Origin of the sequence: Paraglaciecola sp. (assembly GCF_039964565.1) — a bacterium.
Lineage (GTDB): Bacteria > Pseudomonadota > Gammaproteobacteria > Enterobacterales > Alteromonadaceae > Paraglaciecola.
This window is the reverse complement of sequence record NZ_JBDVXF010000049.1, coordinates 103,217-126,591: the sequence shown is the minus strand read 5'-3', so window position 1 is coordinate 126,591 and position 23,375 is coordinate 103,217. Positions and strand designations below refer to the sequence as shown.

Here is a 23,375-nt window from a genome sequence, read left to right as displayed (position 1 = left end):
AGTGTTTGTAGAATTACAAACAAATAGCAATTGTATTAAAAATAGTCACTTATCGACATTATTTTCGATTCTTTTCGTATCTGTTTGACAGCCTGATGAATACAGGTTTCACTAATTGATATATTCCTAATTTGTGGTAAATAAGTCTTTTAACATGCAAAGCAAATATGCCTTACATCTGCAGCAGTTGACTGCAAAACCCAGCCGGCGTTTGATTAATCAAGCACTAAAAGATCAACAAGCACTGAATACCACTTTTATCGGACAGGATAGGGCGCGTGACGCGTTGTCTTTTGGATTGGGTATAGAGGCGCGAGGTTATAACCTCTATGTGATGGGTGAACAAGCCACTGGACGTTTTACCTTAGTTCATGAGTTTATTGATAAATATGTGAGTAAAACCGTTACTCCTGATGATTGGTGTTATATCAACAACTTTGAAGATGAGCGAGAGCCTTTTTCTCTAAAATTAGCAGCAGGAGAAAGTAAAAAGCTGGTCAAAGACATGGAAAATCTTGTTGATGAGTTGTTAGACACGTTTCCAGCTGCATTTGATAACCCCGGTTACCAACGTAAGAAAGCCGCTATCACTCGTGAGTTCGATCAAGGCTACGACAAGGCTATTGATGATGTTGAACAACAAGCCTTGCAGCACAGTATCGCCTTATGTGAAGACGCCGGTACTATTTCTTTTTCGCCTATTATCAATGGTAAAACTGTTACAGACGCTGAATTTTCTAACGTATCCGACGAGCAAAGACAGCACTATTACCAATTGATTGATGAACTTGAGGACAAGTTAAGCGAAGCATTAATCGAGTTGCCAAAATGGAAACGCGCTACAGCCGAAAAACTCAGGACTTTGAAGAAAGAAACAGCGGAGCAAGGGATTAGGCCTTTGCTAAAAGACTTAGAACATAAGTATTCTTCTGACTTGGCCATTTTGAAATTTTTGCGACAGCTTAAGCCTCACTTAGTGGAAACGGTGGTGGAAGTATTAGCTGATGACAAAAAAGACGACAAGCACGATGATTACGATAAACGTTCCATTTTGGAGGAACAATATTTACCCAATATTATTGTATCCCATGAGCTTAATAGTGGGTCACCTGTTGTTTATGAAGCGAATCCAACGCACCAAAATTTGTTTGGTAGGGTTGAATATACCAATATCCAAGGTTCAGTTTTTACCAATTATAGGATGATCCGCCCCGGAGCAATGCATAAAGCAAATGGTGGGTATTTGTTGCTAGATGTAGACAAACTAATCGAGCAACCCTACGCGTGGGAAACTCTCAAGTTAGTGCTTAAATTTGGTTCATTAAAAATGGACTTACCACAGCACGATGTGGGAATGGTTAATTCTATTACTCTCAACCCACAACAAATACCCATAGACGTTAAAGTCATCTTGTTGGGGTCTCGAGATCTTTATTACACCTTGCAAGATTACGACGATGAGTTTTATGAATTGTTTAGAGTGTTAGTAGATTTTGATCATGAAATTCCATTAGACAAAAAAACTTTGTTTGATTTTGTTGGACGTGTACGAATCCAAGTAAAAGAACTGGGTTTACAAAGCATATCGGCAAAAGCTATGTACCGCCTTGTAGAATACAGTTTGCGACTTGCAGAACATCAACAGCGTTTATCTGCACGTTTTTCAGATGTGCTTGAGCTACTTCATGAGTCAGAATATTTTTGCAGACAACAACAAACCCAAGAGCTAGATGTCACCCATATCGAGTCGGCTTTGGCGGCGAAAACTCACCGAACCGGTCGTGTAAGTGAAGCCGTTTTAGACGACATTAAACAAGGCCAGATATTAATCGCAACCCAAGGCGTTGACGTGGGTAAAGTCAACGGTTTAACCGTACTGGAAATCGGCGACAGTATGTTTGGCACGCCAGCGCGCATAACTTCAACTGTTTACGCAGGTGCGAATGGTGTAGTGGATATTGAGCGTGAAGTCGAACTAGGACAACCTAGTCACTCTAAAGGAGTCATGCTGTTAACTGGGTACTTGGGGCATAAATACGCACAGTTATTTCCGTTAACTTTGTCAGCCAATATTGCTATTGAACAGTCTTACGGGCACATTGACGGAGACAGTGCGTCGTTAGCTGAATTAGTCGCTCTCATATCAGCGCTAACTAAAATTCCTGTGCGTCAGGATTTAGCGATCACCGGCTCAATTAATCAATATGGACAAGTACAGTCGGTAGGCGGCGTGAATGAAAAAATTGAGGGGTTCTTTAAGCTTTGCCAACACAGAGGTTTAACTGGCACTCAAGGGGTGATTATTCCCAAGTCTAATCAAGTCAATCTTTTGCTTGATAAAGAGGTATTGGCAGCAGTAAAAGCCCAGAAGTTCCATATCTGTGTAGTTGAAACAGTGGATGACGCCTTGACTTTGTTAATGGATAAGGAAGCGGGAGTGCATAATTCTAAAGGCCGCTATCCAAAAACATCAGTAAACTATATGGCAGTTTCTAGTTTATTGAACATTGCCAATATTGTGGCAGGCGCTGATGATGATTAAAACAATTACCCTACTAGGTTTATCAATTGCTTCTTCAGATTGATTAATATGTGTATCGACAAAGTAGCGGTTTGTTTATCCAACAAGCAAATGAATCAAAACGTTAAGTTTTGATATCAGCCGGTTTTCTGAAACCGCAGATTTAATTTTACCCATCGCGGCGTATATCGTTTCACACTTCTAATGTGAAGCGATATATCTGTTATGATATTGCCTTCAATTTTTTATTATAAAAGACTACATTATGAAAATTTCAAAAGGTACGGTTGTACAATTTCATTATCGAATCAAAGACTTAGATGGAAAAGAGGTAGAATCTAATTTTGACGCGCAAGCCGTTGCTTATTTACATGGCTATAACAATATGATGCCGGGTATTGAAAAGTCGTTAGAGTCCATGTCAAAAGGAGACGTGCTAGAAGCCGAATTGGAAGCGGCGGAAACGTTTGGCGAGATTCAAACAGATAGCGAACAACGAATATCAGTAAAACATTTAATGAGTGCCGAAAAGAAACCAAAATGGAAAGCGGGTATGACAGCTGTGGTAAATACTGAACAAGGGCAGCGTGAAGTAACCATCATTAAAGCGGGCAAGTTTATGGTAACAGTAGATACTAATCATCCCTTAGCCGGAAAAACCTTGCAGTTTGAATTTCAAGTGGAAGATGTACGGGCAGCTACTGACGAAGAAATTGAACATGGACATGCTCATGGTGTTGGTGGACATCACCACTAAAAATAAACTTCTATTGTGCAATATTAAATATGGAAACTAGCTGTTTCTTTTTGGTATTGCACCACTCTGTTTCGGCCCATGTCTTTAGATTGGTATAATGCAAAGTCAGCGCCTGCGAATAGCTTTTCGAAATCGTATTCGCAGTTGCTGGAATCTGCGATACCAAAACTAGCTGTTACATCTAATCCATGTCCTGATAAAGAATAATCTGCTTGTTCGACCGCTTTACGGCACTTTTCAGCGATAAATGATGCTAAGTGACTGGCACAGCCCGGTAACAAAATACCAAATTCTTCTCCGCCTAAACGTCCAACTATATCGTTTTTACGGCACGCCAGTTTGGCTGCGTTGACTGCGATTTTTAATGCTATATCGCCAGATTGGTGTCCAAAGCTATCGTTAATACGTTTAAAGTAATCTAGGTCAAATATTATAAAGCTAACAGGCTGATCCGTTCGTTTGCAGTATTTTATGGCGGTACTGGCTAGTTGAGTAAAATAGTGACGGTTTGCTATACCTGTTAGTTCATCTGTTTGAGCGTAATGTTGCATTCGCAGGTAGTTTCTGCGGTTTTTATAGGTCCATAACACAAACATGACTAACACCATTGTCAGTAAGGCTAAAGCTAAGCGTTTATTTTGGGCTGACTCACTATCTAAAAGTGCTTGGGTCTTTAACAGCATATTTTCTTTATCAAGTATCTCAATTTGGGTATTCTTTTTAACCGCGTCTACCTTAGCCTTTTGGATGGCTAGTAATTTTGCTTTATTTTGGTCTATTTCGATTTGCTTAGTTTCAGAATACTTTTTGTAATAGTTAAGCGCATGCTCATATAATTTTTGTTTTTCAGAGGTTTTAGATAACACTTTGTAAGCGGTTGCAATACTTTCAGCACTTTGGTGTTTGCTTTCGCTATCAATTATTCGTTTTGCATAGGATTGAGCTTCATCAAACTGATTATTTAGTAAATTTATTTCTGCAAGCGTTGCATAAAATGAAGCCGTCATGGTGTGAAAGCCAGTACCTTCAACTTCTTCAAGGTTATCTAACAAGATTTTTTCTGCATCTAAATATCTATTTTGAGAGATGAGGTATTCAGCCAAATAAGTGTAGGCTCCATGGGCGGCGTATATGGAATTTGTCGCTTTGCAAGAATCGATAACTTCTAAGAATACCTGTTCAGTCAGCTTTTCTGAGTTTAACTTAAGTTCTGCGTAAACGTCTTGGGTGGAGAGTGAACATTTGTTGTCGCTAGATTCGAAAGAATCAATAACATTATCTACATACTGCTTGGCAATTTCATATTCACCAATAAGATTATAAAAGTTAACAATATTGGAATAAACAGCTTCTCTCAACTTGTGCTGGGGATTTTTCTCTATGATTTCAGTGAGAACAGCCAAGGAACTTAAACCACTTTCCCAATCATGCACCCCGGCATATATAAGTAGTAGTAGAGAATGAGATCGAATCTGAATGTTCAAATCTGAGTTTGGGGCTGTTAGAGGTAATAATTTTGTAATTGCTTCGTCTAACTGACCAGAGGTGGCCACAAGAAAAGCTGATAAATAATCGAGGAGCTGTGCGTCTGGTGGTGATAGTTTAGTTACGTCAATGCTTGCTATTAGTTTTTTCGCCGTTTCTGGCTCTTTATGTACTAAATTGTTTACTTGTTGGAGCCTTTGCTCTGAAATTGATTCACTACTTTCTAGCGCTAAGGCTCCGTACGAAACGGATACAAAGATAAGTATTAAAAATCTGCGCATATTAAAAGCTTTATATTATGAGCATAGACCTATATTTTAAACTTTATCTTCTGGGGTTTCTTCGGGCTCGTCTTCTGGAGCATCCTCTTCTGCGGGCGAATGACTCAAAATTAACGCAGCATTAAAATCTTCGTCATTTTCTGATAGTTCTAAAATTTCTTGTTTATTTAAGTCCGTTAAATTATTAGGGTTAAATGAGGCGTTAGCCCCGAGCTTTTCTAATATTTGTATAGCGGTCATTGTCGTTCCTTTTAGGTTATTGAAATTTTTTGTCTAACTCGGATAGTCTATCTAAAATTTGCTGATTTTTAAGCATTTTTTTACTCGGAGGCAAAACCATAGTGGTAATCAGTGAAATATCAGCCTCTGCAAAGTCTTTAAGCGCTATCCAATCGATTCTGGGTGGTTCCAATGCTAGGGTTGGACATTCGTATAAAGCTACTTTATGTTCTAACGGGTAATATTCGTGTAATAGTTCAACTAATAATTGCCGATAAGCCTTACCCGTACTAAAGCGTTTAATGGATTTATCGCCCGCAATCGCCACTTGCCATAAGATTAAGTAAGCTGAGGGGTCGATGTTACGCTGGTAAAACATAAATTGACTGGCTTCAAAATTTTGACTGCCAACTTTACCTGGATCGATTCCAAGGTCGGCATACAAACAGTCTTCGGCAGATACGCCAGCTTCCATGTGTGCTGCGTAGCCTTCCTCTCTCGCTTGTTCGATAACTTTATGAGGCGACCAAGCAAATACACCAGGATGGCCATAAAAAGCACCCACTACCTTTTTGCCTGCTCTGACTTCGGCCATCATAGCATCAACCATTTCACGATATGTAATGCGGCGGTCTTTGCCTTCAGCGTATAATCTTTGAAGCGTGCGGACATCAGAGTTCATGGTCTGAATCCATTTTTCCATCATAGGATGGGCGCTGGTAAATACCACATTGGCTTGTTCAATATGGCTTCTACAAATAGGGGTAATATGTGCACCAAGTGTCATGCCAGTACCGACAATAACGATACTGCCCACTTTTTCGACTTCTTTCATTGTGTTCACTTACTGTTGTTATTTTTATCAATAAAAAGACATAAAATCTATGAGCAATTAATCGGCAACCACAAGATACTTAAATTACTTTTCTTTTACTGGAATCTTTACTTCTTAGGAAGCTCGATTTTTTTATCTTCACTTTGTTTATACAGTACCACTACATGGCCAATCGTTTGCAATTTGAACGCACCTGTTTCTCTAACAATAGCGTCAATGATAAGGGCTTTCTCTTCCTTATCGTCAGTTGGCACTTTTACTTTGATTAATTCGTGGTGATTAATAGCCCCCTCTATTTCTGCCAAAACGCCTTCGGTCAGACCGTTGTTGCCCAACTGAACTACTGGCTTAATAGAATGGGCTAAGCCCTTAAGGTGTTGTTTTTGTTTGTTTGATAATGTCATTGATTAGTTTTTCTTACAAATATATTAATGATGAATGGTTGAAAAGCGCTATTCTAGCGCCATCTCCCATTTATTCCTAATTTGAATACAGTGTTTTTTTCAGGTCGATGAGCAAAAATAAACAATCTGTCAGTAGTCAGCGCTGGTTGAAAGAACATTTCGACGATAAATTTGTGCAAAAGGCACAAAAACAAGGTCTAAGATCTAGAGCTGGGTTTAAGATTGAAGAAATTCAACAAAAGGATGGCTTAATCAAACCAGCCATGACGGTGGTTGATTTAGGGGCTGCACCGGGAGGTTGGTCACAATTTGCGGCAAAAGTAGTGGGGGATGATGGTTTAGTCATAGCTTGTGACATTTTAGCTATGGATCCTTTAATAGGGGTGTCATTTCTGCAAGGTGACTTTCGTGAAGAAAATGTTTTAAACGAATTATTGAACAAAATAGGTGGTAAAAACGTAGACGTTGTGATGTCTGATATGGCGCCGAACATGAGTGGAAACGACGCCATAGACCAAGCTAAATCGATGTATTTAAGCGAGTTGGCATTGGACATGTGCCACCAAGTTTTGAAAAATAATGGCAGTTTTGTGATCAAAGTATTCATGGGAGAAGGATTTGAACCCTTTATGAAAGAATTACAAAGGACTTTTAAAACAGTCAAAACTCGAAAGCCCGAATCATCCCGAGCACGCTCCAGAGAGGTTTATCTGGTGGCGACCGGTTACAAATTATAGTAGTCTCAACGTCACTAAGTAATTAGGCGCAAGACGCAATTCATAGAGTCACATAGATTCTAGCAACAACAGAGGTTTAAAAACTTGAGCGACATGGCAAAAAATTTAATCTTATGGCTGGTCATCGCTGTCGTATTGATGTCGGTTTTCCAAAATTTTTCAGGCAATGAATCCAAAGCATCCAATACTGATTACACCATGTTTTTACGTGATGTCAGTAATGGTGTAGTGAGCAGTGCCACAATCGACAGAAATACTGGACAAATTAATGGTGTAAAACGTAATGGTGAGTCATTCACAACGATTATTCCCTACACTGACCTTGCTTTGATGGACGAGCTTATTGAAAACAACGTAGCGGTTTTTGGTAAAGAGCCTGAAGAGTCGTCTCTGTTAACATCTATCTTTATTTCTTGGTTCCCAATGTTATTGCTGATTGGTGTATGGATTTTCTTCATGCGCCAAATGCAAGGTGGTGGCGGAAAAGGGGCCATGTCTTTTGGTAAAAGCAAAGCGCGTTTATTAGGAGAAGACCAAATTAAAACGACTTTTGCTGATGTGGCAGGTTGTGATGAAGCAAAAGAAGATGTGTCTGAGTTAGTGGATTTTCTTCGTGACCCCAGCAAATTTCAAAAATTAGGTGGCAGGATACCAACAGGTATTTTAATGGTGGGTCCTCCAGGAACAGGTAAAACTTTGTTAGCCAAAGCGATTGCAGGTGAAGCCAAAGTGCCTTTCTTTACCATTTCAGGTTCTGATTTTGTGGAAATGTTCGTGGGTGTGGGGGCGTCTCGAGTTCGTGACATGTTTGATCAGGCTAAAAAGTCGGCGCCTTGTATTATCTTTATCGATGAAATTGATGCTGTAGGCCGTCAACGTGGTGCTGGAGTAGGTGGTGGCCATGATGAAAGAGAACAAACACTAAACCAAATGTTAGTAGAAATGGATGGTTTCGAGGGGAATGAAGGCATCATTGTTATTGCTGCAACTAACCGCCCAGACGTTCTAGACCCTGCATTGTTACGACCTGGTCGTTTCGATCGCCAAGTAACAGTAGGTTTACCGGATATTCGCGGGCGTGAACAGATAGTAAAAGTACACATGCGTAAAGTACCTCTGGGAGATAACGTAGAAGCGAGTTTGATTGCTCGCGGTACGCCAGGATTCTCGGGTGCAGATTTGGCCAACTTGGTTAACGAAGCCGCTTTGTTTGCTGCTCGTTCAGGTAGAAAAGTGGTGTCGATGGAAGAATTCGATAAAGCCAAAGACAAAATCATGATGGGCTCTGAGCGTAAAGGCATGGTGATGTCGGAAGAAGAAAAAACCAATACTGCTTATCACGAAGCCGGTCACGCTATTGTTGGTCGTTTGGTGCCAGAACATGATCCTGTCTATAAAGTTTCGATTATTCCTCGCGGTAGAGCGTTAGGTGTGACTATGTATCTGCCAGAACAAGACCGGTATAGCCACAGTAAGCAACATCTAGAAAGCATGATCTCCAGTTTGTTTGGCGGTCGAATTGCCGAAAACATGACTTTAGGTGAAGAAGGTGTCACTACTGGCGCATCTAACGATATCGAACGCGCTACCGAAATCGCACGTAAAATGGTAACGCAGTGGGGATTGTCGTCAAAAATGGGACCGATGTTATACGCTGAAGAAGAAGGTGAAGTGTTTCTAGGTCGCAGTATGTCGAAGTCCAAAAATATGTCTGACGATACGGCTCGAGCGATAGATGCGGAAATCAAATCTATCATCGACCGCAACTATGAGCGTGCGGAAAAAATTCTAACTGAAAATCGTGACGTACTTGAAGCAATGAAAGATTGTTTAATGAAGTATGAAACCATTGATGCCAAACAAATTGATGATTTAATGGCTAGAATTGAACCAAGGCCGCCAGCTGATTGGGATCGAGATCATAAAGATGATGGTGGAAAACCTTCAGGTGGTGCGCCTGTAACAGATGATAAAAAAGATGAAAAGCCAGTGAAACCTAAAGTAGGTAAGCCCGGCGACGCAACTAGCTAGGCTAATTGCCGGTAATGAAAACGCTTTGTTGATTGTTCAACAAGGCGTTTTTTTATTGTGGCTTGTTGATCACAAGATGAAATTATCGAGTACGTATGCAGTTTAAAGATAAGTTTTTAGAATTATCTACACCTAAAGTGATGGGGATCCTCAATGTGACGCCGGATTCATTTTCCGACGGAGGAACATTTAATCTACTCGAAAATGGACTCGCCCATGCGGCTTTAATGTTAGAGGAAGGGGCTGACATTATTGATATAGGAGGGGAATCTACCCGGCCTGGCGCTCAGGACGTGTCTTTGCAGCAAGAGCTAGATCGCGTTATCCCAATGATTGAGGCAATGTCACAACGCTTTGACACCATCATTTCAATCGACACTAGTAAACCTCAAGTCATGACCGAAGCAATACGGGCTGGAGCAAGTTTAATTAATGATGTGCGTGCACTACAAGAAAAAGGCGCGTTACAAGCGGCTATTGCAGCCAATGTCCCAGTATGTTTAATGCATATGCAAGGACAACCCAGAGTCATGCAACAAGACCCACACTATGAGGATGTCGTAGCGGAGGTGAAGGACTTTTTACAGCAACGGATTTCAATATGTATTGAAGCAGGTATGCTTGCTGAACAAATTATCGTTGATCCAGGTTTCGGTTTTGGTAAATCACTGGCACATAATTACCAAATGCTTGCGAACTTTGAAGAGTTTCACAAATTAGATGTGCCTGTTTTGGCAGGTATGTCCCGAAAATCTATGATTGGTAATTTATTGCAACGAGAAGTAACACAACGTCTTGCTGGTAATGTGGCCGTTGCTACTATTGCAGCCCAAAAAGGGGCGCAGATAATTCGAGTACATGATGTTAAAGAGACAGTTGATGCTGTTAAAGTAGTCAACATGATTAATACCTTTAAGAAATAGCTGTGTTTGATAGAAAATATTTTGGTATAGATGGTATTCAAGGAAAACTGGGATTAATCCAGGATTACAGGAACAACAATGAGTGATAGAAAATATTTTGGAACTGATGGAATTCGCGGAAAAGTAGGTGAAAACCTAATTAACCCTGAATTTGTGATGAAACTAGGATGGGCCGCAGGTAAAGTATTGGCCGGGCAGGGTACTAATAAAGTACTAATTGGTAAAGATACTCGTATTTCAGGCTATATGCTGGAGTCTGCTTTAGAGGCCGGTTTGTCTGCAGCCGGTATTAACATTGGTTTACTTGGCCCCATGCCAACGCCGGCTATTGCCTATCTTACCAAAACATTTCGCTCTGAAGCCGGTATAGTGATTAGTGCTTCACACAATCCTTACTATGATAACGGTATCAAATTTTTCTCCGCTGATGGCATGAAATTAGACGATGCGATTGAGACCGCCATTGAAGAACAAATGGATAAGCCCATGGAATGCGTCGCTTCAAATAAACTGGGTAAAGCGGTACGCATTGGTGATGCGGCCGGTCGTTATATAGAGTTTTGTAAAGGCAATTTTCCTTCTGCACTGTCCTTAAAAGGGTTAAAGGTTGTTGTCGACTGCGCTCATGGCGCTACTTACCACATAGCGCCTAATGTACTCAGTGAACTAGGGGCAGATGTGATTGAGATTGGAACTGAGCCAGATGGTCTAAATATCAATCGTAAAGTTGGCGCGACCTCTATGAAAGCGGTAACTGAAAGTGTTATCGAAAATAGCGCCGACCTAGGATTTGCACTAGATGGCGACGGTGACCGTTTAATGTTAGTTGACCATAAAGGCAATGTAATTGATGGCGATCAAATTGTGTATATTATCGCAAGAGACGCTCTTAAAAGTGGTCGTCTGCATGGTGGAGTAGTCGGTACTGTGATGAGTAACTTAGGTCTAGAAGTTGCTCTAGGTACGTTAGGCGTGCCGTTTTTGCGTAGTAAGGTAGGCGACCGCCACGTTATGGAATTACTTAAGAAAAAAGGCTGGTCAATCGGTGGAGAGAGTTCAGGACATGTTCTGAACTTGGCAGCTGCTTCTACCGGCGATGGCATAGTGGCAGGCTTACAAGTATTAGCTGCAATGTTAAATGCAGATATGACCTTAAACGAATTGAGCCGGGGTATGACTAAATACCCACAAACCCTTATCAACGTGAGGTTCACTGAAGGAACTAAACCACTTGAAAGTGCTGAAGTTAAACAATCAGTAGTGGATGCCGAAAAAGCGTTGGATGACAGAGGCCGAGTATTGTTACGTAAAAGTGGTACTGAACCCCTTATTAGAGTGATGGTTGAAGCGAATGATGCACAAGATTCTAGTCGATGGGCAGAGTATATTGCAGAAGCTGTGCGTAAAGTGACCGATTGATATGGTTTACAGGGCAATATTAGGTGTAGCCACTTGTATATTGTCATAGGGTTAGTTAATATCTCGCGCGCTTTTTTATTGGTGCGACAAGGAGCAGAAAGTGCAAACAAAAAGTCGTAGACAGTTAGTTGCTGGAAATTGGAAAATGAATGGCGACAAAGCATTGGTTGAGCAAATGCAAAAGCATCTCAACGCTGCTAATTTGGAAAATATGGATGTAGTAATTTGTCCACCTTTTCCTTATTTTTCACTGTTTAACAGCGCGGTTAAATTGGGCTCACAAAATATCAGTCAATTTGACTCGGGTGCGCATACTGGTGAAGTCTCAGTATCGATGCTTAAAGAGTTTGATTGTGAGTACGTAATACTTGGGCATTCTGAACGTCGTGCAGATAACTTTGAATCTGATGAATTAGTCGCCAGTAAAGTTGAACAGGTTTTAAAAGCCGAGTTAACCCCTATTTTATGTGTAGGTGAGCCAGAAAGTGTGCGAGAAAACGGCACATTGTTCGATTATATCGCCGCACAATTAGATGCGGTATTAGGTAGAGTTGGCGTAAGTCAATTTTCTAATATTGTATTAGCTTATGAGCCAATTTGGGCGATAGGCACAGGTAAAACAGCTAGCCCAGCGCAAGCGCAAGAAGTTCATGCTTTTATTCGCGCGCACCTGGCAAAACAAGATGACAATATTGCGGCCAATATAGTGATTCTGTATGGCGGTAGTGTTAAAGGTAATAATGCCCAAGAGTTGTTCTCTCAGGCAGATGTAGACGGTGGTTTGATTGGCGGTGCCAGTTTAAACCCAGAAGATTTTTTAAGTATTTGCCAAGCGGCAAATCAGTAGAGGCAGCACATGGTTTTTTACGAAATATTAGTTATTGTATATTTGATTGTCGCAGTTATGTTGATTGGATTTGTACTCATCCAACAAGGTAAAGGTGCCGGAATGGGCGCATCATTTGGTAGTGGTGGTTCAAATACTGTATTTGGTTCAACTGGCTCAGGAAACTTTTTGACGCGAACCACAGCGATTCTTGCCACTTTGTTTTTTATTATTAGTTTGATTTTGGGTAATCAAACAGCAGATAAAGAAAAAGCAGAAGACGATTGGCAAAATATTGAAGTGCCAGTGGCAGAGCAAGCTGTAGAATCAGATGTACCTGTAACAGAGCAGACATTACAAGAAGCTGCTTCAGATTCGGATGTTCCTGTAACTGAAGCGCCTAAAGAAGAAGACGTTCCTAATTAAAACTTATACGCGGATGTGGTGGAATTGGTAGACACGCAGCCTTGAGGGGGCTGTGGCTTAGGCCGTGGGAGTTCGAGTCTCCCCATCCGCACCAATTTTGAAAAAGGGTCTTGGGTTATACCAAGACCTTTTTTTTTGTGGGAGTTGTTAAACCTGCGGTTTAATTTTTTGTAAAGCTAGAAGCTAGAAGCTAGAAGCTAGAAGCTAGAAGCTAGAAGCTAGAGCACGCTTCGCGCCATCGTCCTTGATGGTTTTTGTCTCGAGTTCCGTCGAGCCAGTTACTTTTTTATGAAATACGTCCATGTATTTCACCTTTCGGGTTGCATTGAAATGCGTTCTAATATTTTAGTATTTCTTCCCCATATGATAAAAAAATTTCAACTCGTTGTCGTTTTTGTAGCTATTAAACGCTTACTAATATAACGCAGCCAAAGATTATGTTTTCCGGTCTTTGGCACTGGTATCGACTGATTATTTACGAATGATTAGGTTACTTTATCAGATGACTTGGTATTAGCTGTTATGGAAAATTATTAAAACTAGGAATTAATTATGAATATAAAAATGGCGTTAGCCGGTTGCATATTATTTGTTAGCAGTTTTGCTAATGCAGGGATCATTTATGATTTTGTTTGTGACGATCCAACATGTGGCGGCAATAATAATTGGGGAGGGTCATTCGAAATAGAAGAATCTGCAGTGTTAGGTCTGTCGCCATTTTCATCCGCAAGTGTCATAAGTTTTGACTTCACGAGTCCAGATTTGTTCGGGATTACTTGGGATTTAACGGATCTGGTGAGTGGGCTCAAAATGACATTCTCAGCCGACGGAAAGTCGATAGATCGTATCACTCGCCTTGTCTCAAGCCGCTGTTTGCAGCAGGGAGACAGGGCGTGTTTTAGGTCTAGGACAGGTGAGACGCTTCTTGTTAGCGCTAATACTATTATTGACACAAACTTCACATTGGAAAACGGTCGTTGGCTTGCCCGGGAGGTCTCTGGTCCATCAACCATTGCAATCTTCGCATTGGGTATTATGGGTTTAGCACTACGTCGATTTAAGAAACAATCTTAATTTAGTTACATTATCGAAGTTAATTATCGACGACGCTATGTCTGCATAACCTCATGTAAGCTAATGTCGTCGATAATAGAAGCCTTGTGATGTTAAATGTTTTGGCGAATGACCAGCTTTCAGCCAAGTCTTTGTCTAAATCGATGGGGTCATAAATCGATGGGGTCAGAGCAATTTGATTTTCAATTGAGCTCAAAAAATCTGTAAAAATGGTTGACACTAACACCGCCATTGTTAATAAATCGACGCAAGTAATACGTTTCAAAACTTACAGATACAGCCATAATAACTTACCGTGAATTAGATCAGGTGTTGCGATAAACATCAGTAAATATGCATCTACCACTGTTTAGAACGCAAGTATTTATGGTTAATGGGTTATTGCTTTTTGCGCAATCACTAACGCTCCCTTCACTGGTTCGCCACTTTCAAAGCGCGGTACTATGTCGTCAATACTTTGTACCTCAAAACCAAGCTCCCTTAAGGTTTGTTGCACGTAGTCTTTATGATGACTATAACGGCCATGTAACTGCAGATGATAATTTTGTTGATTTAAGGTGTGACGCTCAATACTAAAAATCAAATAACCAGCGGGTTTTAATGCGTGGTATGCAGCTTTGAAAGCGTTTCGCAATTCGCCAAAGTAGATAAAGGTGTCTGCACATGTAATGTAGTCGAAGTGGCGATTGCACGTTTGCATATAAAGCGTCAATTCTGCTTCGTGTAGCTCATCATAGGTGTTTCTTTGCTTGGCTTTTTCAAGCATTTTTGAGGATAAATCAACGCCTGTTAAGGACGTTGCGTACTCTTTCAACAAAGGACCACAAAGACCTGTTCCGCATCCTATATCTAGAATGTTTACCGATACCGCATTTTGGTCAAGCGTGTGAATAACAGCGTTATTTATAAACTCCGGAACTTTATAGTGCAAGCGCTCAAGCGAATTATCAAAACTCGCTGAGAATCTGTCAAAAACTTGTCTTACATAGTCATCTTTGGCACGTTCAGGTGTATCGGCAGCACCAAAAGACGCCAGCATGTGCTGGGCAATTGGATTAGTGGGATTGCGTTTTAGATACTGCTCCAACAATATGATCGCATCTTTCTCACGGCCCGATTTGTGCAAAAGTTTTGCTGAATTTTTAATCGCTTCGAGATTGCTTGGGTCAATACTAATGGCTTTTTTATAAGACTCGATAGCCAATTCAAGTTGTTCATTGTTTTCTTGTATTTTAGCCAAATTAAAATACGCTGGCCCATGCTCAGGGATTATTTCAATTGCAATATTCACATGTTTAAGCGCTTGTGAACGCTGCTTTGTTTCCTGCAATACAATCGCCATATTGACATGAGTATCAGCATGCTTGGGCCAATGTTTTAAAACTTTTTTATAGCGACTAAGCGCTTTTTCAAGGGCGCCTATTTCTTTATAAATATTACCTAAATTGTTCAAAGCATCAGGGTAATTGGGCGACACTGCTAATGCGCGCTCAATATGAGTAATTGCGGTTTCACTCTCGCCTAATTGATGGAACGCAATGCCTAAATAATGCAAAGCATCGGGGTGAGTGGGCATTTTTCGGAGTATCTTTTTATATAGTTTAACAGCCTTTTCAAGAGCGCCACTTTGATGAGACTTAATAGCCAACGCAAGTGATTGTTCCAATTTTGATTGTTGTCGGTTTTTCATTGTCATTCTTGTGCAAACCCATTGATCTTAATGGGCCACTAATACTATCTCTTCACTGTATCTGCAATAACTGGCTAAGTAAAAATCCCATAAAAGGAGTCATGGCCTGACTGGTTTTCACGAAAAAACATTAAAAACAAAGAGATAAAGCATTAGTTTAAGGAGCGTTCACAGCGTTTGGTGATAAAACTTATCACCAAACAAAAATATTCAGGATCAAACACCGCGTAATCTACAGATTAATTACAATATGCATGTCTGGCCTAAAGCTGTTAGTCAACTACGGGGCCGTGTAAGTCACATATCCAGAATTGTGGTGGTCAATTGTAAATGCTAGTCTTAAATTTACTTCAATTGTGTAAAGAATAGATATGAGATTAACGCTTTTCTTCATGTTTTGCTGGGTGATTTCGGCAAACGTCATGGCTTCTAACGATGATACTATGCGCTACTGCAATTCTGATTGTGCGAGTGAGTTGCAGTTTTTTAAGAAATTTGCCCGAGAGGGGTCTTCGTTGGCTCATCATGCTTTGTCTACTATGTATTTATTGGGCTTGGCAACAGATAAAAATGTGAAAGTAGGATTAAGGCACTTAAATAAAGCCGTCAAAGCCAATGAGCCGGCTGCTGTTTATCAAAAAGCTTACTTTTATCATAGAGGCATATTTTTGGAACAAGATACAGAAAAAGCGCTGTTATGGTATAAAAAAGCTACTCGCCTCAAAGTTAAAGGTGCAGCTGAAAAATATGCGCTTTTACTAAGTGAAGTCGCATCTTCTAACGACCTAAAAGTGATTGCTGCAAGCAAACAACTCAAATCGCCAAAACCCACCTTAGACCAACACTTTGATGAGAAAGTCGAAAGGATCACTATTTCTGCAGGATTAAGTTTTAAACAAGTTTTATACGTAGCAGAAAATCAGGCTTGCAATGTCAACTGTGAGTTAATTGCCAGTAATAGTGTGGCAGTGCCTATGATTATTTTGCCTAGAGATGGTTGAGCAAAATTATCTTGTAAAACCCAGCAGAAATAAAAGGTGTTTAGTTAATGTTAGGAGCCGTCACAAAGCGTTAGCCATTCAAGTTTCCGTAAATCAGCTAATGGGTCGTAGTTAGCTTTCTATTGTTAAAGTAAAGTAAAATTCAGCGCTGTATTCACCGTCTCTTTAACCGCATCTAAGGCTGCATTGAGGACTTGTTCCGCCATTAGTTCTGTCATGCCTTGTACCGATAACAGTACTGCTTGTGTGGCGTTACGTTGCATTTGATGCATTAGTTTGGCTTGCTCGTCAGAAATTTCTTGAGTGAGCTTGAGTTTTTCAATTAATACCAAGTTTTCAGCCAGTTTTTTTGCCTCTTGTTTTGCATAAGTTTTAATTTGTGGCCAGTTTTCAGCTACTTGGCCTTTAGCGGCAGTGAGCATTGCTTGGCTGAGTTGTTCAAGATTTAGTGACATATCCGTTCTCGCTATTTAACTTGGCGTTTTTTAGCGAGCTCAAATTTTAAGATCGCGGTGAAAATACTTTCAAAATTGGAACGATTAAAGCTAATCATTCCCGCTTGCATACAACTATTGCTACTATCCTGAGTTTCGTGAAGTTTATTCATTAACGACAAATTTTCCTCCAATAAATCCAATTGTTGTAAGGTAATATCATTATTCGGAATAGCCTTAGCTCGTATTTTTAGAGCGCGTACATCCACTAAACTTTGTCGATAAAATAATACATGTTCGGTTGATAAACATTTTGGGATTTGCTGTTGCTCTAAGGTAGTTAAAAACGTTTCTATTTTACGGTGCAATTGGGTTACACCTTGATCTATTTGTTCATCGTATTCACTGACCCATTTAACGTTACAGGCGCTAAATAGCATAAATAAACAAAATAAATAGCTGCTTCGAAGTCTTGTTAGATACATGGTGCTAGGTCGCCAACATCGGTTAACTTGTGTATAGCATAGAACATATAGGTTGTTGTTTGGGGATTATTATTTGCCTGATCAAAAACCTCTATCATCAGGAGCGAAATTCTGACCAATTAGTCCATTTGTTGTTTGTAACGTTGTCACAAATCTGTAATATAACTATTAAGTATTGCCTTGAGGTGGTGGAATGAGCTATTCGGTAATTTTAGAAGATGATCATATGTACGTTAAATTTACCGGTGTAGTAGACGTGTTAGATATGGTGCGCTTAACAGCCAATCAAGAATACATTGATAACATGAGGCGTTTGCAGAAGGCAATCTATGATTTTAGATTGAGTGAAGAAGTGTCTTTGGGCGAAGCTGATTTAAAGGAAATCGTTTTAATGTCCAATTTGGAGTCTAACTTTACTGAAAGCGCAAACATTGTGGTTATTCCAAGAACCCCCGAAGGTCACGCATTTGTAGCCGCATATGCTCAAGCAATTAAATCCCCTGAATGGAATGTACAAGTTGCACAAAACTATGAAGAGGCATTATCTAAAATCTAACCAATAAAACTAAGGTAAGGTTTTGTATTTGCTATAAATCATTCAAAAAATTACATTCATAGAATTTATCTATTACCCACATATCAATTATCTCGGTTCTTTTATTAATTAAACTTGCATAACTGCTGCAAATCCGTAAAATACGGCGGCCTTTTATCTGGCTAAAAACTGTCAGAATTAAAGGTAAATTAAGTTAACGTTAACGCTACAACGAGTTTGAGGCATATATGGTTACTATTCGTTTACAGCGTGGTGGCGCTAAAAAGCGTCCATTTTATCAAGTAGTGGTTGCAGACAGTCGTCGTTCACGCGATGGCCGTTTTATTGAAAATATTGGTTTTTTCAATCCAACTGCACAGGGCCAAGAAGAGCGTTTACGCTTGGACTTAGGTCGTGTTGAGCATTGGGTTGGGGTAGGCGCAGGCTTATCTGACCGTGTTGCACGCTTGGTAAAAGATGCACAAAAAACTGCTGCTTAATTGCAGAAGTTTCATAGTTTGAAGGGTTAAAACAATGAGTCTGACGTCTGACACATTAGTGATTGGCAAAATCGGCGCACCTTATGGTGTTAAAGGTTGGGTCAAAATCACCTCTTATACCCATGATTTAAACGGCGTGTTTGACTACACTCCTTGGCTTTTGGGTCAAGTGCAAGAAGGCAAAGAGTACGTCGTAGACCAGTGGCGAACCCACAATAAAGGTTTAGTTGCTAAGTTGGTTGGGGTAGAAACCCGAGATGATGCTGAAAGTATCAAAAACCTCGAGATTTCTATTAAAGCAGAGATGCTACCTGAATTAGCTGACAACGATGTTTATTGGCGTGAGTTAGTCGGCATGCAAGTGATAACCGATAAAGGTTATAACTTGGGTGTTATAAAAGAGTTATTTGAAACCGGCGCTAATGACGTGATGTTAGTCAAAGCCAACCTCAATGACGCTTTTGGTCAAAAAGAACGCATGGTTCCTTATTTGCTCGACCAAGTGGTTAAGCAAGTAGACCGGCAGGCGAAAACAGTCACAGTAGATTGGGATCCGGCATTTTAATGCACGAGCCTAGTCAGGGACAAAATCGTTGGTTTGGGGTAGTCAGTCTGTTCCCAGAAATGTTTCAGACTTTTACTCAACAGGGCGTAGTAGGGCGAGCCGTTAAAAGCGGATTGTTACAAGTAGAGTGTTTTAATCCAAGAGACTTTACTCACGACAAACATCGTACCGTCGACGACCGACCATACGGTGGTGGGCCTGGCATGCTGATGATGGTTCAGCCATTAACAGACGCGATTCTGGCAGCTAAACAAGCTGGCGGAACAAAAACAAAAGTGATTTACCTTTCTCCCCAAGGGAAAAAGCTAGATCAAGCAGGCGTGAAACAGCTTTCTGAAAATGAAAGTTTGATCCTAGTTGCTGGTCGCTACGAAGGTATCGACGAACGGGTAATACAAACACAGGTTGACGAGGAATGGTCGATTGGTGATTACGTGTTAAGTGGCGGCGAATTGCCTGCGATGATCTTAATGGATGCAGTGTCAAGATTTGTACCCGGTGTGTTAGGGCATGCACAATCTGCTGAGCAAGACTCCTTTAGTCACGGCTTGTTAGATTGTCCGCACTATACTCGTCCAGAAAACTTGAACGGTGAGCGGGTTCCTAAGGTGTTGTTAAGTGGTGATCACGACAAAATCAGGCAGTGGCGGTTACAACAGTCGTTAGGTAGAACCTGGCAACGACGCCCTGAATTATTAAACGATCTAGCTCTGACTGAGGAGCAGCAAAAGTTGTTAGATTTATTTCTACAAAGTTTGCCGCAGCATGAGATAACTCAAAAAGACAGTTAATCTAGAATGAGAGGATATGATGAGTAAAGTAAATCAAGATATCATCAAGAAAATTGAAGAAGCGCAGCTAAAAACTGACGTTCCAGCATTCGGTGCTGGTGACACAGTTGTTGTGCAAGTACGCGTTAAAGAAGGCGAAAAAGAACGTCTTCAGGCCTACGAAGGCGTAGTAATCGCTAAACGTAACCGTGGCCTACACTCTGCTTTTACAGTTCGTAAGATTTCTAACGGCGAAGGTGTTGAGCGTATATTCCAAACACACAGCCCGGCAATCAGTTCTATTGAAGTGAAACGTCGTGGTGCTGTTCGTCGCGCTAAACTTTACTACTTGCGTGAACGCTCTGGTCGTTCTGCACGTATTAAAGAGAAGCTAGGTTAATTTAATTTTTTGCGTTACCGTTAACTTATAAGAAAACCCGCCAATTGGCGGGTTTTTGCTTTTACAGGTCATAACAAATTTAATTAATAACAAACACGTAGTTTATTCGCTTCGGGCGACCGCTTGAGGTTGGTTAAGTGCAGTGTGTTTTTGTATTGCGTCAAAAGTACTGCCGTAAGCCGGGCGTTTCACGTTTTTACCCGCCCCTTTAACAGTGCGTAGTTCGCCATTAGTCCACACCAATTTGCCCTGACTTAAGGTATGTACCGCAACACCTTGTACAGTGCGACCTTCAAAAATATTAAAATCCACATTTTGATGATGGGTTTTTACCGAAATCGTCCGTGTGCCACTAGGATCCCACAATACGATATCGGCGTCAGCTCCTACCGAAATTGACCCTTTGCGCGGGTAGATATTAAAGATTTTTGCGGCATTGGTGGAAGTTACACCGACAAATTCGTTAGGGGTGAGTTTGCCTGAAGCCACACCTGAATCCCACAATACTGACATCCTGTCTTCTATGCCCGCTGTGCCGTTGGGGATCATACTAAAATCTTTCTTACCCATGGCTTTTTGGTCGGCGCAGAAGCAGCAATGGTCCGTAGCCGTGGTTTGTAAGTTACCCGACTGTAATCCTTTCCATAAGGCGTCCTGATGTTTTTTAGAGCGAAATGGGGGACTCATTACATGGGCAGCCGCATATTCCCAGTTTTCACTTTGATACACGGATTCATCAATTTCTAAATGTCCGGCCAATACTTCGCCATACACTCTTTGGCCTTCGTTGCGAGCCCTAGTGATAGCTTGTAATGATTCTTCACAAGACACGTGCACACAATAAAGCGGCACTTCTAAGGCCTGTGCAATACGGATTGCTCTATTGGCAGCTTCACCCTCCACCTCAGGTGGACGAGAGAGCGGGTGGCCTTCAGGACCGGTGATGCCGCGTTCTAAGATTTTTTTCTGGAGGTGAAAAACCAAATCGCCATTTTCTGCATGAACAGTAGGCATGGCTCCTAGTTCAAGGCAACGTGAGAAACTATTTACCAAGGTTTCGTCTTCACACATGATGGCATTTTTGTAGGCCATAAAATGTTTAAAACTATTAATACCGTGTTCATGAACTAAAGTGCCCATATCTTTGTATACAGAGTCATCCCACCAGGTGATAGCCACATGAAAACTGTAGTCTGTGGCGGATTTTTGCGCCCAGTCCATCCATTGGTTGTAAGCCTCCATGATCGGTTGCTGAGGGCTAGGAATAACAAAATCAATTATAGATGTGGTGCCGCCAGCTGCGCCTGCACTGGTGCCGGTAAAAAAATCTTCACTGGCGACTGTGCCCATAAATGGCAGTTGCATATGAGTATGAGGGTCTATTCCGCCAGGCATCACCAGTAAATCACCTGCGTCGACAACTTCGCAACCCGCTGGCACATCAAGGTTTTCACCTATCGCTTGAATTTTACCCTCTGCACAATACACATCGGCTCGGTAGCTAAGATCGGCGGTGACAACGGTTCCACCTTTGATAAGAATTGACATGTTAGTTTCCTCTCTTTGCCATTAATAAATAAAGTATGCCTGCAACAAAACAACCTACAAACCAAGCATAATTATATACAGTATCAAAAATTTCAGGCACAGACTCGACTATACCAGCAGCGTGTAAAAATCCGGGTAAGTTAGGAAGAATTCCCACCACTAGAGATATCATTCCTGCGACATTCCAGCCATTGGTCGCGCCATACTCGCCGTTATGCTGAAAAAGCGCATCAATGTTCAATTTGCATTTACGTAAGATAAAATAATCAGCAATCAGAATGCCTGCAATTGGGCCGAGAAGTGCTGAATAACCTATCAACCAAGTAAATATATAACCCCCAGCGCTTTCCAATAATTTCCAAGGAAATATCGCCACGCCGATTCCAGCGGTGATATAGCCCCCCATTTTGAAATTTATTTTACTAGGGTTTAGATTTGAAAAACCATATGCTGGAGCCACTACGTTTGCGGCTAAGTTAGTGGTAAGGGTAGCTAAGGCTAGGGTAGCTAAGGCTACAATTATTCCCATTCCCCCCATTTTTCCGGCAAGTTTAACCGGATCCCAAATAGCTTCACCGTATATAGTCACAGTAGCAGAGGTAACGGCTACGCCAATAAAAGCAAATAATGCCATGGGAATAGGTAAACCGATGGCTTGACCTAGCATCTGGTCTTTTTGTGACTTAGCAAATCGCGTGAAATCAGGGATATTCAAAGCCATGGTGGCCCAAAAACCTACCATAGCCGTCAAACCTGCAATGAAGGTTGGCAAAAATAGTCCTTCTTTAGGGGCTCCGGGACCAAATTGTGAAGGAGCGGAAAGCATTTCACCAAAACCGCCAGCTGTATCATAAGCCCAATACAATAAAGCTAATCCCATGGCAATCAGAAAAGGGGCTGCATAACTTTCGAGCCAGCGGATAGAGCCAGTACCAAAATGTATAAATACTAGATGTAGTCCCCAGAAGGCAAAGAAACATAAAGTTTGGCTGATATCAATACCAAGCAATGGCAGTGCAGAACCTTGAAAGCTGTTATTTGTCAGACTATTTAAAATGACATAAATAGCGCTGCCTCCGACCCAGGTTTGGATCCCAAACCAGCCACAAGCTACTAATCCGCGAGCGAGAGCAGGAATTTTGGCACCTTTGGTACCGAATGCACTTCGCAGTAAAACGGGAAACGGCACACCGTATTTGGCGCCAGCATGACCTATTAGCAGCATAGGTACTAACACAATAGCGTTACCCAGTAGTACTGTAATTATCGCTTGGTACCATGTCATGCCTTCGGATACCAAACCTGCGGCCAACATGTAAGTAGGCACACATACCACCATCGCTACCCACAACGAGGCAAAATGTATCCAGTTCCAAGTACGGGTGGCCTCAGTAGTAGGCGCTAGATCTGGATTCCACAGATCGGCATCAAAGTGCGTAGGTTTCACGCTGTTATTATTATTTTCCATGACATGCTCCGTAATTAAATACTGTAGGTATTTTTAAATAC

General features: G+C 41.1%; 24 protein-coding genes and 1 tRNA gene. 16 read left to right on the top strand and 9 right to left on the bottom strand.

Annotation, left to right across the window (positions count from 1 at the left end):
* The first annotated feature begins 154 nt into the window (after nucleotides 1-154).
* Nucleotides 155-2,542, top strand: a complete 2,388-nt coding sequence (locus tag ABJK37_RS24075; protein WP_348359143.1) for an AAA family ATPase — start codon at nucleotides 155-157, stop codon at nucleotides 2,540-2,542.
* Between the two features lie 244 nt (nucleotides 2,543-2,786).
* Nucleotides 2,787-3,278 carry an FKBP-type peptidyl-prolyl cis-trans isomerase gene (locus tag ABJK37_RS24070; protein WP_348359140.1) on the top strand — a complete coding sequence of 164 codons (492 nt, stop codon included), beginning with the start codon at nucleotides 2,787-2,789 and terminating at the stop codon, nucleotides 3,276-3,278.
* 23 nt (nucleotides 3,279-3,301) lie between these two features.
* Here the strand turns inward: ABJK37_RS24070 and ABJK37_RS24065 are convergent, their stop codons facing one another.
* The 4 genes from ABJK37_RS24065 to yhbY all read right to left on the bottom strand — a co-directional run bounded on the left by ABJK37_RS24065 (nucleotide 3,302) and on the right by yhbY (nucleotide 6,502).
* Nucleotides 3,302-5,044, bottom strand: a complete 1,743-nt coding sequence (locus ABJK37_RS24065) for a tetratricopeptide repeat-containing diguanylate cyclase (protein ID WP_348359137.1) — start codon at nucleotides 5,042-5,044, stop codon at nucleotides 3,302-3,304.
* A gap of 36 nt (nucleotides 5,045-5,080) precedes the next feature.
* Complete coding sequence (locus ABJK37_RS24060) at nucleotides 5,081-5,284, bottom strand: hypothetical protein (RefSeq protein WP_348359134.1); 204 nt, start codon at nucleotides 5,282-5,284, stop codon at nucleotides 5,081-5,083.
* Between the two features lie 16 nt (nucleotides 5,285-5,300).
* Nucleotides 5,301-6,098 (bottom strand): SAM-dependent methyltransferase, encoded by a 798-nt coding sequence (locus ABJK37_RS24055; protein ID WP_348359131.1) that lies wholly within the window; start codon nucleotides 6,096-6,098, stop codon nucleotides 5,301-5,303.
* A 107-nt stretch (nucleotides 6,099-6,205) separates the two neighbouring features.
* Entirely contained in the window at nucleotides 6,206-6,502 is a 297-nt protein-coding gene (gene yhbY, locus ABJK37_RS24050; protein WP_348359128.1) for a ribosome assembly RNA-binding protein YhbY, read from the bottom strand.
* 107 nt (nucleotides 6,503-6,609) lie between these two features.
* Here yhbY and rlmE point away from each other — a divergent pair, with 107 nt between their 5' ends.
* From rlmE to ABJK37_RS24010, 8 genes are all read left to right on the top strand, one after another.
* Entirely contained in the window at nucleotides 6,610-7,239 is a 630-nt protein-coding gene (gene rlmE, locus ABJK37_RS24045) for a 23S rRNA (uridine(2552)-2'-O)-methyltransferase RlmE (RefSeq protein ID WP_348359125.1), read from the top strand.
* Between the two features lie 84 nt (nucleotides 7,240-7,323).
* On the top strand, nucleotides 7,324-9,270 hold the full coding sequence (gene ftsH / locus ABJK37_RS24040) for an ATP-dependent zinc metalloprotease FtsH (RefSeq protein ID WP_348359122.1): 1,947 nt from the start codon (nucleotides 7,324-7,326) through the stop codon (nucleotides 9,268-9,270).
* Nucleotides 9,271-9,365: 95 nt separating this feature from the next.
* Nucleotides 9,366-10,193 (top strand): dihydropteroate synthase, encoded by an 828-nt coding sequence (gene folP, locus ABJK37_RS24035; protein WP_348359119.1) that lies wholly within the window; start codon nucleotides 9,366-9,368, stop codon nucleotides 10,191-10,193.
* Between the two features lie 78 nt (nucleotides 10,194-10,271).
* The gene (glmM, locus tag ABJK37_RS24030; RefSeq protein ID WP_348359116.1) at nucleotides 10,272-11,612 is read left to right on the top strand and encodes a phosphoglucosamine mutase; all 1,341 of its coding nucleotides are present in this window, start codon (nucleotides 10,272-10,274) and stop codon (nucleotides 11,610-11,612) included.
* A 100-nt stretch (nucleotides 11,613-11,712) separates the two neighbouring features.
* Entirely contained in the window at nucleotides 11,713-12,459 is a 747-nt protein-coding gene (gene tpiA, locus ABJK37_RS24025; RefSeq protein WP_348359113.1) for a triose-phosphate isomerase, read from the top strand.
* A 9-nt stretch (nucleotides 12,460-12,468) separates the two neighbouring features.
* A complete protein-coding gene (gene secG / locus ABJK37_RS24020) occupies nucleotides 12,469-12,864 on the top strand; it encodes a preprotein translocase subunit SecG (protein ID WP_348359110.1) in 396 nt (131 codons plus the stop codon).
* Between the two features lie 9 nt (nucleotides 12,865-12,873).
* Nucleotides 12,874-12,958: transfer RNA gene (locus tag ABJK37_RS24015), tRNA-Leu, on the top strand.
* 458 nt (nucleotides 12,959-13,416) lie between these two features.
* Nucleotides 13,417-13,938, top strand: coding sequence for a PEP-CTERM sorting domain-containing protein (locus tag ABJK37_RS24010; RefSeq protein ID WP_348359107.1), 522 nt, complete (start codon nucleotides 13,417-13,419; stop codon nucleotides 13,936-13,938).
* 370 nt (nucleotides 13,939-14,308) lie between these two features.
* On the opposite strand, the gene ABJK37_RS24005 is transcribed toward ABJK37_RS24010, so the two are convergent.
* Complete coding sequence (locus tag ABJK37_RS24005) at nucleotides 14,309-15,628, bottom strand: tetratricopeptide repeat protein (protein WP_348359104.1); 1,320 nt, start codon at nucleotides 15,626-15,628, stop codon at nucleotides 14,309-14,311.
* A 371-nt stretch (nucleotides 15,629-15,999) separates the two neighbouring features.
* Between ABJK37_RS24005 and ABJK37_RS24000 the strand changes: the two genes are divergently transcribed.
* Complete coding sequence (locus ABJK37_RS24000) at nucleotides 16,000-16,629, top strand: hypothetical protein (protein ID WP_348359101.1); 630 nt, start codon at nucleotides 16,000-16,002, stop codon at nucleotides 16,627-16,629.
* A 125-nt stretch (nucleotides 16,630-16,754) separates the two neighbouring features.
* Here ABJK37_RS24000 and ABJK37_RS23995 read toward each other — a convergent pair whose 3' ends face one another.
* Together ABJK37_RS23995 and ABJK37_RS23990 are read right to left on the bottom strand one after the other, a co-directional pair.
* Nucleotides 16,755-17,084 (bottom strand): hypothetical protein, encoded by a 330-nt coding sequence (locus ABJK37_RS23995; protein WP_348359098.1) that lies wholly within the window; start codon nucleotides 17,082-17,084, stop codon nucleotides 16,755-16,757.
* 11 nt (nucleotides 17,085-17,095) lie between these two features.
* Entirely contained in the window at nucleotides 17,096-17,548 is a 453-nt protein-coding gene (locus ABJK37_RS23990) for a hypothetical protein (protein ID WP_348359096.1), read from the bottom strand.
* A 193-nt stretch (nucleotides 17,549-17,741) separates the two neighbouring features.
* Between ABJK37_RS23990 and ABJK37_RS23985 the strand changes: the two genes are divergently transcribed.
* From ABJK37_RS23985 to rplS, 5 genes are all read left to right on the top strand, one after another.
* A complete protein-coding gene (locus tag ABJK37_RS23985; RefSeq protein WP_348359093.1) occupies nucleotides 17,742-18,104 on the top strand; it encodes a hypothetical protein in 363 nt (120 codons plus the stop codon).
* Between the two features lie 227 nt (nucleotides 18,105-18,331).
* On the top strand, nucleotides 18,332-18,583 hold the full coding sequence (gene rpsP / locus ABJK37_RS23980; RefSeq protein ID WP_215928597.1) for a 30S ribosomal protein S16: 252 nt from the start codon (nucleotides 18,332-18,334) through the stop codon (nucleotides 18,581-18,583).
* A 34-nt stretch (nucleotides 18,584-18,617) separates the two neighbouring features.
* Nucleotides 18,618-19,148 (top strand): ribosome maturation factor RimM, encoded by a 531-nt coding sequence (rimM, locus tag ABJK37_RS23975; protein WP_348359089.1) that lies wholly within the window; start codon nucleotides 18,618-18,620, stop codon nucleotides 19,146-19,148.
* Nucleotides 19,148-19,939, top strand: coding sequence for a tRNA (guanosine(37)-N1)-methyltransferase TrmD (trmD, locus tag ABJK37_RS23970; RefSeq protein WP_348359086.1), 792 nt, complete (start codon nucleotides 19,148-19,150; stop codon nucleotides 19,937-19,939). Before rimM ends, trmD begins: the two co-directional genes overlap by 1 nt.
* A 19-nt stretch (nucleotides 19,940-19,958) precedes the next feature.
* Nucleotides 19,959-20,318, top strand: coding sequence for a 50S ribosomal protein L19 (gene rplS / locus ABJK37_RS23965; protein WP_215928779.1), 360 nt, complete (start codon nucleotides 19,959-19,961; stop codon nucleotides 20,316-20,318).
* Nucleotides 20,319-20,420: 102 nt separating this feature from the next.
* Here rplS and hydA read toward each other — a convergent pair whose 3' ends face one another.
* Complete coding sequence (hydA, locus tag ABJK37_RS23960) at nucleotides 20,421-21,866, bottom strand: dihydropyrimidinase (RefSeq protein WP_348359083.1); 1,446 nt, start codon at nucleotides 21,864-21,866, stop codon at nucleotides 20,421-20,423.
* A 1-nt stretch (nucleotide 21,867) separates the two neighbouring features.
* Nucleotides 21,868-23,334, bottom strand: coding sequence for an NCS1 family nucleobase:cation symporter-1 (locus ABJK37_RS23955; protein ID WP_348359080.1), 1,467 nt, complete (start codon nucleotides 23,332-23,334; stop codon nucleotides 21,868-21,870).
* Nucleotides 23,335-23,375 lie beyond the last annotated feature (41 nt).